Here is a 14,077-nt window from a genome sequence, read left to right on the forward strand (position 1 = left end):
GTCGGAATAAATACGCGGCGCAAAGGCGGTGGTAACCGCTCGCGCCGCGTGGCTACGGTTGCTTTTGCTTAATTAGTTCTTGGGTGTCGCCACGGTCGGTGGCGGCAAGCCGGCGTCGGCGTCGGCCTGTGCCGCCTCGCCTTCCTTGCGTTGCTTGTGGCCCATATCGAATTCCTTGATCTGCCATTGCGCCCCGCGCACAGGCCCGTCGCCCGGCTGCAAAGTACCCGCCGTCGACTGCGGCTTCACGTAGTACGTACTGTTGCCGCTATTGACCTTGATCTCGGTAACCCGGCCTTGCTCCGTCTTTTGCGTGATGTCGCCTGGCGCTTCACCCGGCTTGCGCACGGTGACGGACGGCGCTTCGCCTTCCTCCAGCTTTTGCAGCTCAGGCGGCGGCGGTGCGACGGTCTTGGGCGACTGACTTGTTTGCTGCGCAGCAACAATTAAAGGCGTTGCCAATGAGGCAACACATACGATCAGCAACTGCCAGACTTTAGATTTATTCATGAGAATTTGGCTACCTTGAGTAAAGCAAGATGGAAGTCTTCATTGTAACAAACCACCGGCTCCGATAGGCGATAAGGAAGCCGGTAATCTGTTTGACGGCGCTGTTTTGCTGTACTACAACAACACGCTCGCATGACGGTCCGATTCCGCCATGACGGTTTCACCCGCCTCGTAGAATTCCACCACGGCAGCGAGAATCTCGGCCGGATCATCCAGCACCTGGATCAGATCCATATCCTTGGCTGCAATCATGCCGTCGGTTACCAGCTGGGTGCGGAACCAGTCCAGCAAGCCGCTCCAGAAACTGCTGCCGACCAGGATGATAGGGATGTGGCGGCACTTGCCGGTCTGGATCAGCGTCAATACCTCGGTCAGCTCGTCCAGCGTGCCAAAACCGCCGGGCAGCACGATGTAGGCATCGGCGTAGCGTACGAAGGCAACCTTGCGGGCAAAGAAATGACGGAAACTGAGGGAGATGTCCTGCCATTTATTACCGCTCTGTTCATGCGGCAATTCGATATTCAAGCCGACCGAAGGTGATTTGCCTTCGAAAGCACCTTTGTTGGCTGCTTCCATCAAGCCCGGGCCGCCGCCTGAAATCACCGCAAAACCTTCGTCGGAAAAGCGTCGTGCGATATCCATGCATAAGGGGTAATAAGGATTGTCTGGCTTGATCCGCGCCGAGCCGAAGATCGATACTGCGGGATGCAACTCGGAAAGGCGTTCGGTCGACTCGATAAATTCTGCCATAATCGTGAACATATGCCACGATTCGCGTGCCTTCTTGGAAGTTGCGCGTTCGACGTCCGTCACTTGCCGCAAACGCGGCACATTTTTTCCGTTCAATTCCATATGCAAAAAACCCTGCTGTTAGTTGATGGTTCCAGTTATCTCTATCGCGCCTTTCATGCATTGCCTGATATGCGCAATGCTGCCAATGAGCCGACCGGCGCGATGTACGGAATCATAAATATGTTACGCCGTTTGCGTACCGATTACCCTGCAGCTTACCTTGCCTGCGTGTTCGATGCAAAAGGTAAAACTTTTCGCGACGACATGTACGCAGACTATAAGGCCACCCGGGCATCAATGCCGGAAGACCTGGTTAAACAGATTACGCCAATTCACGCCGCCGTGCGCGCCATGGGCTGGCCGATCCTGATGGTTGAAGGAGTGGAAGCCGACGATGTGATCGGCACACTCACGGTGCAAGCAGTGCGCCATGGCATGCAAGCCGTGGTCTCGACTGGCGATAAAGATCTGGCGCAACTGGTCAACGAACATGTGACGCTGATCAACACCATGAGCAACGAGACCCTGGATCCTGCCGGCGTGGTCGCTAAATTCGGCGTGCCGCCGGAGCGCATTGTCGATTACCTGACATTGATCGGCGACACCGTCGACAACATACCCGGAGTCGCCAAAGTCGGGCCCAAGACAGCGGTTAAATGGCTGGCGCAATATGACACTGTCGACCAGGTGATGGCCAACGCTGCCAATATCGGTGGCGCCGTCGGCGAGAACCTGCGGGCGGTGCTGGACTGGCTGCCCAAGGCCAAGGAACTGGTGACGGTAAAGACCGATTGCGATCTGAGCGCGCACATGGGAGCGTTCCCGGAATCCCTGCGGCCGCCGGAGCAAGACAACGAGACGTTGATCGAACTGTACACCCGCTATAACTTCAAGACCTGGCTGCGCGATCTGAGCGGTGCCGGCAACGCTGCCAGTGCGGCGGATAGCGCAGGGAAAGCCAGCGCGGGGAAAACCGCCTCGGCAGAGAGTGTCGCGGATCACAAACCCGGTGCCGGCGAACCGGCGCAGAGCAGCCTGTTTGCTGCGGTAGAACGGCATTATGAAACTGTGCTGACTGAAGCTCAGCTGGATGTGTGGCTGCAACGTATCGACAAGGCGACATTGACTGCAGTCGATACCGAGACTACCTCGCTTGATCCGATGACCGCTCAGCTGGTCGGGATATCGCTGTGTTGCGAGGTCGGCGTTGCCGCCTATATTCCGGTTGCACACCGTTACCAGGATGTACCGGCGCAATTGTCGCGTGAGTTCGTACTCGAAAAAATGCGCTCCTGGCTTGAGGACGACAGCAAGCCAAAGGTCGGCCAGAACCTGAAATACGACAGCCACATATTTGCCAACCAGGGCGTCAGCCTGCGTGGCATCGTACACGACACCTTGCTCGAATCCTATGTGTTCGAATCGCATCGTAGCCATGATATGGATAGCCTGGCCATGCGTCACCTGAATCACCAGACCATCACATTCCAGGAAGTGTGCGGTAAAGGAGCTTCGCAGATCGGTTTCGACGAAGTTGAAATCGGCCGCGCTACTGAATATGCTGCAGAGGACGCCGACATCACCTTGCAGTTGCATCTGACCATGTGGCCGCATATTGCCGACGACGCCAAACTCAGGTTCATCTACGAAAAAATCGAAGTGCCGACTTCGGTTGTGTTGCAAAAGATCGAACGCAATGGCGTGCTGATCGATGCCAGCCGTCTGGCTACCCAATCGAATGAATTGGGCAAGCGCATGCTGGAGATCGAACAGCAAGCCTATGAACTGGCCGGCCAGCCTTTCAACCTGAGCTCACCTAAGCAACTGGGTGAAATCCTGTTCGAAAAACTCAAGCTGCCGGTGGTCAAGAAAACGCCATCCGGATCGCCGTCGACGGATGAAGAAGTGCTGCAGAAACTGGCAGAAGATTATCCGCTGCCGAAGGTGCTGCTCGATTACCGTAGTTTGTCCAAACTGAAATCGACCTACACCGACAAACTGCCGAAGATGGTCAATGCGGAAACCGGTCGCGTGCATACCAATTACGCGCAGGCGGTCGCCGTTACCGGACGGCTGGCGTCGAACGATCCGAACTTGCAGAATATCCCGATTCGCACTACCGAAGGCCGGCGGATCCGTGAAGCGTTTGTGGCCCCCGCAAATAGCGTGATTGTTTCAGCCGACTATTCGCAAATCGAATTGCGCATCATGGCCCACATCTCTGGCGATGAGAACATGCTGCGTGCATTTGCCGAAGGCGTGGATATTCATCGCGCCACTGCTGCTGAAATTTTCGGCACAACGGCGGCGGAAGTCACCAGCGAGCAGCGCCGTTATGCCAAGGTGATCAACTTCGGCCTGATTTACGGCATGAGTGCGTTCGGTCTGGCCGGCAACCTCGGCATCGAGCGCGCCGCCGCGCAAATGTATATTGAAAAATATTTCATGCGCTTTGCCGGCGTCAAGCAGTTCATGGACATGACGCGGGTGCAAGCCAAGGCGCAAGGCTATGTCGAGACTGTATTCGGGCGTCGTTTGTGGCTGCCGGAAATCAATTCGCCCAACGGCCAGCGCCGCCAGGGTGCAGAGCGGGCGGCGATCAATGCACCGATGCAGGGTACCGCCGCCGATTTGATCAAGTTATCGATGATCGCCGTGCAAAACTGGATTGAAACAGAAAAATTAAAATCCAAGATGGTGATGCAGGTGCACGATGAGCTGGTGCTGGAAGTACCGCAAGACGAACTGGTGCTGGTGCGGGAAAAGCTGCCGCAGCTGATGGCTGGCGTGGCTGAACTAAAAGTGCCGCTGATTGCCGAAGTCGGAGTGGGTAAGAATTGGGATGAGGCGCATTGAACCGGTAATGTGCCCAAGCCTGCATGATTGGATAATTGATGGTCAATTTTGAAGGAGAGCTTTGATGCCGAATTTGAAAGAGGATTTCGATAGCCTGGTGGCAAAAACCAGTTTGTCAGACAGTGTCGATCGCCGTACTTTTTTGAAAACCACCCTGGGCACTGGATTTGCCGCAGCGGTCATGCCTGTGTGTGCGCAGACCATGATCAAGACCGATACCGTCGGTCTCACCGCCGGTCCGCTTGAGGTCCAGGCCAATGGCCTGAGCGTGCCGATCTACCGTGCCCAGCCTGAGGGAAAAACCAATTTGCCGGTGGTGCTGGTGATCTCGGAAATTTTTGGTGTGCACGAACACATAGCCGATATCGCGCGCCGCTTTGCCAAGCTTGGCTACCTGGCGATCGCACCGGACTTGTTCAAGCGCCAGGGCAATCCCGCTGCCTTCGCATCGATTGCAGAGTTGCAGGCGGCTGTGATTTCAAAAGTGCCTGACGATCAGGTGCTGGGCGATATCGATGCTTGTGTCGCCTGGGCCAAGGAAAATGGCGGCAATGTCGACAAGCTGGCGATCACCGGCTTTTGCTGGGGCGGTCGCATCACCTGGCTGTATGCCGCCCACAATCCCAAGGTAAAGGCTGCCGCGGCATGGTATGGCCGCCTGGTCGGAGACAAGAACGAGCTGACGCCGAAGCAGCCGGTCGACATCGCAGCGACGCTGAAAGTGCCGGTGCTGGGCTTGTATGGCGGTAAGGACGATGGCATTCCACAAGATACCTTGGCGCAGATGAAGGCCGCGCTCGCCAAAGGTAGCAGCAAATGCGAGTTCGTGGTGTATCCGAACTCCGGCCATGCGTTTAATGCCGACTATCGCCCTAGTTATGTGGAAGCGGATGCCAGGGACGGTTGGAAACGTACCCTGGCCTGGTTTAAAGCGCATGGGGTGAGTTAAATCCGGATCGGGTGCCGGGCGGGCAATTAGCGGTTAAAGCAGTTAAATTTGCTGAAATGCAGCAGCTGTGTTCTAATTTGCAACCATGTTGCATTTAACCTCTGATTGCCGGAGCCAAAAATTAATTCCACACTCGTTTCAATTCTCCTGGCGACCACGATCGCCGGGCTTTTCAGCATAACCGCCGCGGCTATTTTTTCGTTCGCGCTGCTGTCGAAGGTGGTCGAGCGCATGGTCAGCCTGTCGGTCGGCATCATGCTGGCGACTTCCTTGCTGCACGCGCTGCCGGAAGCTTTCGAATCGCAGGCCGATAGCCACACGCTGTTTGCCGTGTTGCTAGGCGGGTTGCTGGCATTCTTCGTGCTGGAAAAATTTGCCATCCTGCGCCATTCGCATCATCACGAAGACGACGGCCATGGACATCATCACGGGCATGACAAGAAAGAGGCGGGTAAAGCCGGCTGGATGATCCTGGTTGGTGATGGCTTGCACAACTTTACCGACGGTATCCTGATTGCAGCCGCGTTCCTGGCAGATCCGCATCTCGGCCTGATCACTGGCCTGGCCATCATCGTGCATGAGATTCCGCAGGAAATCGGCGATTTCATCGTGTTGCTCAACGCCGGCTTTTCACGGACCCGGGCTTATGTGTACAACCTGATCTGCAGCCTGATGGCGGTGCTTGGCGGTTTACTGGGTTACTTTACCCTCGAGCGCGGCATGGAATGGATTCCTTACGTGCTGGTATTTGCTTCTTCGGGATTTATCTATATCGCCGTCAGCGATTTGATGCCGCAAATGCAGCGCCGGGCCACACTGCGTGAAACGATTCCGCAGATCCTGTTGATCGGCGCCGGCGTAGCCATCGTTCTATTCCTGACCCGCCACGCCCATCATCATTAAACAGTAGTAGGGTGGGCACGCATTTGTGCCCACCCTGCGACTGCAACTTATACGCCCTTGGCCATCGGCCGTGTCGCGTCGGAACACCACTCGCTCCACGATCCCGGATACAAGGCAGCGCCATGCAAACCGGCGATTTCCAGTGCCAGCAAATTATGGCAGGCAGTGACGCCTGAACCGCACTGCATCACGGCCGTCTTGGGTTCACTGATCAATGCGCCGAATTCCTCATGCAGTTGATGGCCTGGCTTGAAACGGCCATCGGCTTGCAGATTGTCCTTGAAGAAACGATTCTTGGCGCCGGGAATATGGCCGCCGACCGGGTCTATCGTTTCATTTTCCCCGCGGAAGCGATCCGGTGCACGCGCATCGACGATGGTGCGCCTCTGGTTGGTCAGGTTGACCAGCACGTCGTGGGCGTTGACGCTGTTGGTCAGCGGCGGCTTGGCGCTGATGTTGCCGCTAGCCGGCACCGGTTCCGCAGTCGATAAGCCTCCGCCGGCAGCTTGCCAGGCTGCCAGTCCGCCGTCCAGCACTACCACCGAGTTATGACCGATAGAGCGCAACAGCCACCACAGACGGGCAGCATACATGCCACCCTGGGCGTCGTACGCGACGACCTGAGTGTCGTCATTGATGCCCCATGCTCGCAGCGTGGCGAGCAACGCATCTTTTTCCGGCAGGGGATGGCGGCCTTTGAAGCTGCCGTCGGCCGCTTGTTTGGCGCCGGAAAGATCGCGGTCCAGATTGGCGAAGCGGGCTTCAGGAATGTGGCCTGCATCGTAAGCCGTCCTGCCGGCCGCGGCATCCATCAAATCGTGGCGGCAGTCGACAATGACCCAGTTGGGATTTTGCGCATTCTGCAACAAGTTAGAGGCAGAAATCAGCGTCGTATAAGGATGGGCGTGAGACATGGCATTCCTTCTATCTAAGTGTGTATCAGGTGATGCGGGGCAACCTCACAAGCTGCGAGTTTCGGTAGTCTGGTTAATTTTGTTATCCAGCGGCTTTTCCGAATGTAGCGGCTTGAGCGGGCGCGCCTTCTTTTGATTATAAAACGTTGCCAGCAAACCGCCGATAAGGATTACCGCGGTACCAAGCCAGCCACGCCAGCCAAGCTGGTCGTTCCAGATCAGAATGCCCCAGATGCTGGAAAACACGATGCCGGTGTATTGCAGGTTTGCAGTCAGCAGCGGATTGCCAAGACGGTAGGCGCGCGTCATGGCCATCTGGGCGATGGTGGCCGATAGACTCAGTGTAATCAATAAGGCCACACCTTGCACATCATGCGCATGCCAGAACGGGATGCCGCCGCCGGGCAACATGGTGCTGCCGACCAGGCCGGCGACGGCGCTGGTCATCGAAAAATAAAAGACCACGCGATATTCCGGTTCACCCATCGTGCCCAGGCGCCGTACCTGGAGATACGCGACGGCAGAAATCAGACCGGATGCCAGGGCGATCATGCCGCCCATCGTCTGATTGCTGTCGAGCGACGGTTTCAGCAGCAGCATCACGCCGATGAAGCTGATCATGATGGTCGCTGCCATGCCCCATTCAAAGCGTGTATTGCCGCGCCACCATGCGCTGCCGAACAAGATCGCGGCAAGCCATATCGATGAGGTGTAGTTGAGCGTGGTGGCGGTAGCGACCGGCAGCAAGCTGAAAGAATAGAACCACATCGACAAGGCAATCACGCCGATCACGCCGCGCCACATGTGTTGGCGCGGCATGGGTGTCTTCAGGGTACCGCCCTTCAGCAAAATCAGGACGACAATGAACAGCATGCCGATCAGGCCGCGGCTCAGCACGACTTCAGCGATGGAGTAATGATCGGAAGCAAGCTTGACGCAAACTCCCATGATCGAAAACATGAGGCTAGCGAACAACATCCAGAGTGATTGCATGGGGAAGGGGCGAAGGAAGCGAAGGGAGATTGTTGCTATTTTGACTGATTCCGGCGGCAGCGCATGCTTACTATGCTAAATAAAGACAAAGGGCCGGGGTTTGTGCGTTTGCGCAAACTCCGGCCCTTGTTTTCGGATGCGGGACTCTCCGAAGGACTCTCCGGAGGATTGTCCTTGTAAGCCCGCTCAGGTCAAACCGTTCTGACTCCGGTACCACTCGTGGAAATGCTGCATGCCGTCTTCCATCGGCGACTGGTACGGGCCAACCTCGCTGACGCCGCGCTCCATCAAAATGCGGCGTCCGGCATCCATGCGCAATGCAATTTCGTCATCTTCCACGCAGGTTTCCATGTAAGCGGCACGTTCCGCTTCGACCATTTCGCGTTCAAACAGCGCAATTTCTTCGGGGTAATAAAACTCGACCACATTGGTGGTTTTTTGCGGGCCGCGCGGCCACAGCGTCGACACCACCAGCACATGGGGATACCACTCCACCATGATGTTGGGATATAAGGTCAGCCAGATTGCACCGAACTTCGGCGGTTCGCCATTGCTGAACTTGAGAACTTGCTCCTGCCATTTCTTGTAGGCAGGCGAGCCGGATTTCGCCAGTCCGTGGTTGACGCCCACGGTCTGCACGCTGTAATCCTTGCCAAACTGCCATTCCAGGTCATCGCAGCTGACAAAACTGCCGAGGCCGGGATGAAACGGCTCGACGTGGTAATCCTCCAGGTAGACCTCGATAAAGGTTTTCCAGTTGTAGTCGCACTCGTGGACTTCGACGTGGTCGAACAGGTAGCCGCTGAAATCGAGATCCTTGGCGACGCCGAGCTGCGCCAGTTTTTCGCCGACATGGAAGGCATTTTGCTCGAATAGCAAGCCGTTCCAGTTTTGCAGCGGTGTTTTGGACAGGTTCATGCATGGCGTTTCACCGAAATGCGGTGCGCCAATCAGTTCGCCCTTGAGGTCGTAAGTCCAGCGATGCAGCGGGCAGACGATATTGCGCGCATTGCCGTGACCGTCGAGCATTTTTGCCTGACGATGGCGACAGACGTTGGAAATCAGCTCAATCCCCTGAGGATTGCGCACCAGCATACGGCCTTCGTTTTCAGACGCCAGCGTGGCGTAATCGCCGACGTTGGGCACCATCAGCTCATGGCCGACGTAACGCGGGCCATTCTGAAAGAGTTGCTGGATTTCACGCTTTAACAGCGCTTCGTCAAAGTAGACGTTGACCGGAAGTTGCGCATCGGAGCGCGCGAGCTTGGAAATAGAAGCCAGATCGGACATCCCTCCACCCCCAAATGTGTTGTATCAACCTAAGAGAGAAAGAATCCGCAAAAACCTGTGTTCAAATAATATGAAACGGAAATTTTGGACAGAACCGAGGATTATCCCATAAAAAGCGGAAATTGGGCTGTTTTACGCTAGTTATCCAGCCCTATTTTCTAAATCAACTCCTCTAAATACAACGAGTTATGGATGTTTGCTCTAAAATAGCGGACTAAACTATTTATAGCCAATATGGCCACTATGCCAAAAAATCCGATTTCCACCAGCAGCCCGGCCTCGTTTGAGCAAGCAATGTCCGAGCTGGAGCAGCTGGTAGCCCAAATGGAGGCTGGCGAGTTGCCGCTGGAAGCGTCCGTTGCCGCCTATAAACGCGGTTCGGAGCTGGTCAAGTTTTGCGCTTTGCAACTCGAAAAAGTCGACAGCCAGGTCAAGGTGCTGGAAGGCGACATGCTCAAGCCCTTTGCCGGTGAAGCGCTTAATGATCACAGTGGCGGAGCTGAAGAATGATTGCTGCCGCACAATTGTCTAGCCCGATCGATCAACCGGCGTCCGATTTCAGTACATGGATGCGCCAGGTACAGGCCGACATGGAGACCGCTCTCGGGCAGTTCCTGCCGTCGGCAGCCAGCACCCCGGCCAAGCTTCACCAGGCCATGCATTATGCTGTGCTGGATGGCGGCAAGCGGGTCCGGCCCTTGCTGGTGTTTGCCGCGGGGGAATTGTTTTCAACGCCAGCCGCGGTTGCACAACGCGCCGCTGCGGCAGTCGAAATGATTCATGCGTATTCCCTGGTGCATGACGATATGCCGTGCATGGATGACGATGCCCTGCGCCGCGGCAAACCGACCGTGCATGTGAAATACGATGAAGCGACCGCGTTGCTGGTAGGCGATGCCTTGCAGGCACAGGCTTTCGTAGTGCTGGCTGAGATTGATGCTGTAGGCCTCGACCCGGCGCGCCAGATCGTCATGCTGCGCTTGCTGGCCCAGGCTTCCGGTTCGCTAGGCATGTGCGGCGGTCAGGCAATTGATCTGGCGAGCGTCGGCCTGAGTCTGTCGCTGGCTGAGCTGGAGCAGATGCACAAGCTGAAAACCGGCGCCTTGCTGCGCGCTTCGGTATTGCTGGGAGCATGGGGTGGCAAGGCTCTGGCGCAGAATGAAATCCAGGCGCTGGAAGCTTACGGCACAGCGATAGGTCTGGCATTCCAGGTGGTCGACGATATTCTGGATGCGACTGCCGATTCCGCCACGCTGGGTAAAACCGCCGGCAAGGATGCAGCAGACAACAAACCGACTTACGTCTCGATTCTGGGTTTGTCCGAATCGCAGGCTTTGGCAGAAAAATTACGCAACGACGCCCATCAGGCGCTTGCGATCTTTGGGGATAAGGCACGTCGCCTGCGCGAGCTGGCGGATTTGATCGTGCAACGGAAAGCTTAGGGTTTAGCGCATATGGAAATACTCAACACAATCGACAGCCCGGCAGATCTGCGCAAGTTGACGCGGGCGCAGCTCAAGCCGCTGGCCGATGAACTGCGCGAATTCGTCATCGAGTCGGTGGCGCAGACCGGCGGCCATCTGTCGTCCAACCTGGGCACGGTCGAATTGACGATCGCCCTGCATTACGTCTTCAATACACCTGAGGACCGGATCGTCTGGGACGTCGGTCATCAGACTTACCCGCACAAGATACTCACCGGTCGCCGCGAGCGCATGAACACGCTGCGCCAGCTTAACGGCATCTCGGGATTCCCGCGCCGTTGCGAAAGCGAGTACGACACCTTCGGCACTGCCCATTCGTCGACCTCGATTTCGGCTGCGCTGGGGATGGCTCTGGCCGCCAAGACCAAAGGCGAGGCCGATCGCCACGCGATTGCCGTGATCGGCGATGGCGCCATGACCGCCGGCATGGTATTCGAAGCGATGAATAACGCCGGTGTCTACGACGACATCAACATGCTGGTGATCCTGAACGATAACGACATGTCGATCTCGCCGCCGGTAGGCGCCTTGAACCGTTACCTGGCGCGGCTGATGTCGGGCCAGTTCTATGCGCAAGCCAAGAATGTCGGCAAGTCGATCCTGCCGGCGCCGATGCGGCAACTGGCCAAGCGCTTTGAAGAGCATGCCAAAGGCATGGTGGTGCCGGCCACCATGTTTGAAGAATTCGGTTTCAACTACATCGGCCCGATCGACGGTCACGACCTGGAATCGCTGATTCCAACCTTGCAAAACCTGAAGCACCTGAAGGGCCCGCAGTTCCTGCACGTGGTGACCAAGAAGGGCCAGGGCTACAAGCTGGCGGAGGCCGACCCGGTGTTGTATCACGGCCCGGGCAAGTTCAATCCGGCTGAAGGCATCAAGCCGGCTGCGGTCAGCAAAATGACCTACACCCAGGTTTTCGGCGACTGGCTGTGCGACATGGCGGCGCAAGACGACAAGCTGATCGGCATCACCCCGGCCATGTCGGGCGGATCAGGCCTGGATACCTTCGCCAAGCGCTTTCCGCAACGGTTCTACGATGTCGGCATCGCCGAGCAGCATGCAGTCACCTTTGCCGCGGGCCTGGCCTGCGAAGGCTTGAAACCGGTAGTGGCGATCTATTCGACTTTCCTGCAACGCGCCTACGATCAATTGATCCATGACGTAGCTTTACAAAACCTGGACGTGACCTTCGCACTCGATCGTTCCGGCCTGGTCGGCGCCGATGGCGCAACACACGCCGGCAATTACGATATGGCGTACCTGCGCTGCATTCCCAACATGGTAGTGATGGCTGCATCGGACGAAAACGAATGCCGCCAGATGCTGTCCACCGCGTATCACTACAATGGCCCGGCGGCGGTGCGCTATCCGCGCGGCGCCGGCATCGGCGCTGCGATAGCGCCGGAGCTGACTACTTTGCCTTTGGGTAAAGGTGAAATCAAACGTCAAGGCAAGAGCGTGGCGATCCTCGCATTCGGCTCGATGCTGGCGCCAAGCGTGGCCGCCGGTGAGTTGCTGGACGCCACAGTCGCCAATATGCGTTTCATCAAGCCGCTGGACGTGGAACTGGTGCTGGAGCTGGCAAAAACGCACGATGCGCTGGTCACGGTGGAAGAAGGTTCCATCATGGGTGGTGCGGGCTCTGCAGTGGCAGAAGCGCTGGCGGCGGCAGGATGCGTCAAGCCGCTCTTGAATCTGGGGCTGCCGGACCAATTTATCGACCATGGCGACGTCACCCTGTTACTGGCGCAATGCGGCCTGAATGCGGAAGGTATCGCGGCATCGATACGCCAGCGTTTTGGCAAGGATCAGCCGCGCCTGGTCGTCAATCAAAATTAATAGAGTAGGGTGGGCATTAAATGCCCATGCGGCCCACGCGGCCACGCGGTAGCTGCGTAGTTGGTCTCCGCGTGGGCACGTTGTGCCCACCCTACGTTCATTCAAAGGTAAATATCAATGAACACGCGTGATCCCAATCTGACTATTCCAGACGTGCAAAGCAGCGTCGACACCCGCCGTCTGGCGATTCAGCGCGTGGGTGTGAAAGGCGTACGCTATCCGGTGACGGTGCGAACCGAGACCGGCGCACAACCGACCATCGGCAGCTGGAACATGTATGTGCATTTGCCGGAACAGCAGAAGGGCACCCACATGTCGCGTTTCATCGCGCTGCTGGAAGGACTGGAAGGGCCGCTCGACGTCGCCTCGTTTGGCGATCTGATGCGCAAGATGGTCAGCCTGCTGGATGCCGGGCGCGGCCGTATCGAAGTGACTTTCCCGTATTTCATCAACAAGACGGCACCGGTCTCAGGCGTGCAAAGCTTGATGGATTACGAAGTGGGCCTGACCGGCGAGATCAATCAAGGTGTGCTGGAAGTGACTTTGAAAGTCTTGGTGCCGGTGACCAGCCTGTGCCCTTGCTCGAAACAGATTTCAGCCTACGGTGCGCACAACCAGCGTTCGCACATTACCGTCAATGCAGTGCTGGACGGCGAAATCCGGGTGGATGAATTGATTGCCCGTATCGAAGCGCAAGCGTCGTGCGAATTGTTCGGTTTGCTGAAACGTCCGGATGAAAAATACGTTACCGAACGTGCTTACGAAAATCCGAAGTTTGTTGAAGACCTGGTACGCGACGTAGCGGTGGCATTAAACAATGAACCGCGCGTGCTGGCCTATGTGCTGGAAGCGGAAAACTTCGAGTCGATCCACAATCACTCGGCGTATGCATTGATCGAGCACGATAAACGGTGTAAATAATATAAGGTGGTCCCAAAAAAAGGCCGGATGACGTTGCATCATCCGGCCTGTTTCGTTTCAGGCATCCCGCATTCGATCTTTCTGCCACAACACATCGCTGCCGCCATCCGCCCGGTTCAGCACGCGTGACAACACGAACAGCAAATCCGACAAGCGGTTCACATACTGCCGCAACGCTTCACTCACCGTTTCACTCTTGCCCAAGCTGACTATGCTGCGTTCCGCACGCCGGCAAACGGTACGGCAGACGTGCGCCAGCGCCGCGGCATGGCTGCCGCCCGGCAGGATGAAATCCTTCAGTGGCGGCAAGTCGGCATTGTATTTTTCCAGCAGGCGATCGAGCTGCGCCACCTGTGCGTCGCTGATCGAGGTATAGCCGGGAATGCATAGCTCACCGCCGAGGTCGAACAAGTCGTGTTGTATCGACAGCAATGTTTCGCGCAGCGCAGCATCCAGTTTGTCGCATAACAAAAGGCCAAGCTGTGAATTGAGCTCGTCGATATCGCCGATAGCCTGGATCCTCAAGCTATCCTTGTCCGTGCGGCTGCCGTCGCCGAGGCCGGTACTGCCGTTGTCGCCGGTGCGCGTGGCGATCTTGGAGAGTCGATTACCCATGATTTTCT

14 protein-coding genes are annotated in these 14,077 nt (G+C 56.8%); 7 read left to right on the plus strand and 7 right to left on the minus strand.

Annotated elements, in window-relative coordinates; translation table 11 throughout:
• Nucleotides 1-72: 72 nt before the first annotated feature.
• Together BM205_RS10855 and BM205_RS10860 are read right to left on the minus strand one after the other, a co-directional pair.
• Nucleotides 73-510, minus strand: coding sequence for a hypothetical protein (locus BM205_RS10855; RefSeq protein WP_175511240.1), 438 nt, complete (start codon nucleotides 508-510; stop codon nucleotides 73-75).
• A 114-nt stretch (nucleotides 511-624) separates the two neighbouring features.
• Nucleotides 625-1,362, minus strand: a complete 738-nt coding sequence (locus BM205_RS10860) for an LOG family protein (protein WP_092414526.1) — start codon at nucleotides 1,360-1,362, stop codon at nucleotides 625-627.
• Here BM205_RS10860 and polA point away from each other — a divergent pair, their 5' ends adjacent.
• Together polA and BM205_RS10870 are read left to right on the plus strand one after the other, a co-directional pair.
• Nucleotides 1,363-4,158: a DNA polymerase I gene (polA, locus tag BM205_RS10865; RefSeq protein WP_092414527.1), complete on the plus strand. Its 2,796-nt coding sequence runs from the start codon at nucleotides 1,363-1,365 to the stop codon at nucleotides 4,156-4,158.
• A 64-nt stretch (nucleotides 4,159-4,222) separates the two neighbouring features.
• On the plus strand, nucleotides 4,223-5,107 hold the full coding sequence (locus tag BM205_RS10870) for a dienelactone hydrolase family protein (RefSeq protein ID WP_092414528.1): 885 nt from the start codon (nucleotides 4,223-4,225) through the stop codon (nucleotides 5,105-5,107).
• 26 nt (nucleotides 5,108-5,133) lie between these two features.
• Here BM205_RS10870 and BM205_RS24555 read toward each other — a convergent pair whose 3' ends face one another.
• Nucleotides 5,134-5,364 carry a hypothetical protein gene (locus BM205_RS24555; RefSeq protein WP_254783861.1) on the minus strand — a complete coding sequence of 77 codons (231 nt, stop codon included), beginning with the start codon at nucleotides 5,362-5,364 and terminating at the stop codon, nucleotides 5,134-5,136.
• Here BM205_RS24555 and BM205_RS10875 point away from each other — a divergent pair.
• Complete coding sequence (locus BM205_RS10875; RefSeq protein WP_244544896.1) at nucleotides 5,267-6,010, plus strand: ZIP family metal transporter; 744 nt, start codon at nucleotides 5,267-5,269, stop codon at nucleotides 6,008-6,010. The genes BM205_RS24555 and BM205_RS10875 overlap by 98 nt on opposite strands.
• A 47-nt stretch (nucleotides 6,011-6,057) precedes the next feature.
• On the opposite strand, the gene BM205_RS10880 is transcribed toward BM205_RS10875, so the two are convergent.
• From BM205_RS10880 to BM205_RS10890, 3 genes are all read right to left on the minus strand, one after another.
• Nucleotides 6,058-6,924, minus strand: coding sequence for a sulfurtransferase (locus tag BM205_RS10880; protein ID WP_092414529.1), 867 nt, complete (start codon nucleotides 6,922-6,924; stop codon nucleotides 6,058-6,060).
• Nucleotides 6,925-6,969: 45 nt separating this feature from the next.
• Nucleotides 6,970-7,917, minus strand: a complete 948-nt coding sequence (locus tag BM205_RS10885; RefSeq protein ID WP_092414530.1) for a DMT family transporter — start codon at nucleotides 7,915-7,917, stop codon at nucleotides 6,970-6,972.
• A 186-nt stretch (nucleotides 7,918-8,103) separates the two neighbouring features.
• The gene (locus BM205_RS10890; protein ID WP_092414531.1) at nucleotides 8,104-9,207 is read right to left on the minus strand and encodes an aromatic ring-hydroxylating oxygenase subunit alpha; all 1,104 of its coding nucleotides are present in this window, start codon (nucleotides 9,205-9,207) and stop codon (nucleotides 8,104-8,106) included.
• Between the two features lie 243 nt (nucleotides 9,208-9,450).
• Between BM205_RS10890 and BM205_RS10895 the strand changes: the two genes are divergently transcribed.
• The 4 genes from BM205_RS10895 (at nucleotide 9,451) to folE2 (ending at nucleotide 13,454) form a co-directional block, all read left to right on the plus strand.
• Nucleotides 9,451-9,717, plus strand: coding sequence for an exodeoxyribonuclease VII small subunit (locus BM205_RS10895; protein WP_092414692.1), 267 nt, complete (start codon nucleotides 9,451-9,453; stop codon nucleotides 9,715-9,717).
• Nucleotides 9,714-10,649 (plus strand): polyprenyl synthetase family protein, encoded by a 936-nt coding sequence (locus tag BM205_RS10900; RefSeq protein ID WP_092414532.1) that lies wholly within the window; start codon nucleotides 9,714-9,716, stop codon nucleotides 10,647-10,649. The genes BM205_RS10895 and BM205_RS10900 overlap by 4 nt, the downstream gene beginning before the upstream one ends.
• A gap of 12 nt (nucleotides 10,650-10,661) precedes the next feature.
• Complete coding sequence (gene dxs, locus BM205_RS10905) at nucleotides 10,662-12,533, plus strand: 1-deoxy-D-xylulose-5-phosphate synthase (RefSeq protein ID WP_092414533.1); 1,872 nt, start codon at nucleotides 10,662-10,664, stop codon at nucleotides 12,531-12,533.
• Nucleotides 12,534-12,650: 117 nt separating this feature from the next.
• Nucleotides 12,651-13,454, plus strand: coding sequence for a GTP cyclohydrolase FolE2 (folE2, locus tag BM205_RS10910; protein ID WP_092414534.1), 804 nt, complete (start codon nucleotides 12,651-12,653; stop codon nucleotides 13,452-13,454).
• A gap of 57 nt (nucleotides 13,455-13,511) precedes the next feature.
• On the opposite strand, the gene BM205_RS10915 is transcribed toward folE2, so the two are convergent.
• Entirely contained in the window at nucleotides 13,512-14,069 is a 558-nt protein-coding gene (locus BM205_RS10915) for a cob(I)yrinic acid a,c-diamide adenosyltransferase (protein ID WP_092414535.1), read from the minus strand.
• Between the last annotated feature and the right edge of the window lie 8 nt (nucleotides 14,070-14,077).

The organism is Collimonas sp. OK307 (genome assembly GCF_900113705.1).
Lineage (GTDB): Bacteria > Pseudomonadota > Gammaproteobacteria > Burkholderiales > Burkholderiaceae_D > Collimonas.

What these genes read in the sequence shown, in the direction of transcription:
- dxs (WP_092414533.1), top strand. Translation starts at nt 10,662, where the DNA reads ATGGAAATACTCAACACAATCGACAGCCCGGCAGATCTGCGCAAGTTG.
- folE2 (WP_092414534.1), top strand. Translation starts at nt 12,651, where the DNA reads ATGAACACGCGTGATCCCAATCTGACTATTCCAGACGTGCAAAGCAGC.
- BM205_RS10885 (WP_092414530.1), bottom strand. Translation starts at nt 7,917, where the DNA reads ATGCAATCACTCTGGATGTTGTTCGCTAGCCTCATGTTTTCGATCATG.
- BM205_RS10890 (WP_092414531.1), bottom strand. Translation starts at nt 9,207, where the DNA reads ATGTCCGATCTGGCTTCTATTTCCAAGCTCGCGCGCTCCGATGCGCAA.
- BM205_RS10880 (WP_092414529.1), bottom strand. Translation starts at nt 6,924, where the DNA reads ATGTCTCACGCCCATCCTTATACGACGCTGATTTCTGCCTCTAACTTG.
- BM205_RS24555 (WP_254783861.1), bottom strand. Translation starts at nt 5,364, where the DNA reads ATGATGCCGACCGACAGGCTGACCATGCGCTCGACCACCTTCGACAGC.
- BM205_RS10855 (WP_175511240.1), bottom strand. Translation starts at nt 510, where the DNA reads ATGAATAAATCTAAAGTCTGGCAGTTGCTGATCGTATGTGTTGCCTCA.
- polA (WP_092414527.1), top strand. Translation starts at nt 1,363, where the DNA reads ATGCAAAAAACCCTGCTGTTAGTTGATGGTTCCAGTTATCTCTATCGC.
- BM205_RS10870 (WP_092414528.1), top strand. Translation starts at nt 4,223, where the DNA reads ATGCCGAATTTGAAAGAGGATTTCGATAGCCTGGTGGCAAAAACCAGT.
- BM205_RS10860 (WP_092414526.1), bottom strand. Translation starts at nt 1,362, where the DNA reads ATGGAATTGAACGGAAAAAATGTGCCGCGTTTGCGGCAAGTGACGGAC.
- BM205_RS10895 (WP_092414692.1), top strand. Translation starts at nt 9,451, where the DNA reads ATGCCAAAAAATCCGATTTCCACCAGCAGCCCGGCCTCGTTTGAGCAA.
- BM205_RS10915 (WP_092414535.1), bottom strand. Translation starts at nt 14,069, where the DNA reads ATGGGTAATCGACTCTCCAAGATCGCCACGCGCACCGGCGACAACGGC.
- BM205_RS10900 (WP_092414532.1), top strand. Translation starts at nt 9,714, where the DNA reads ATGATTGCTGCCGCACAATTGTCTAGCCCGATCGATCAACCGGCGTCC.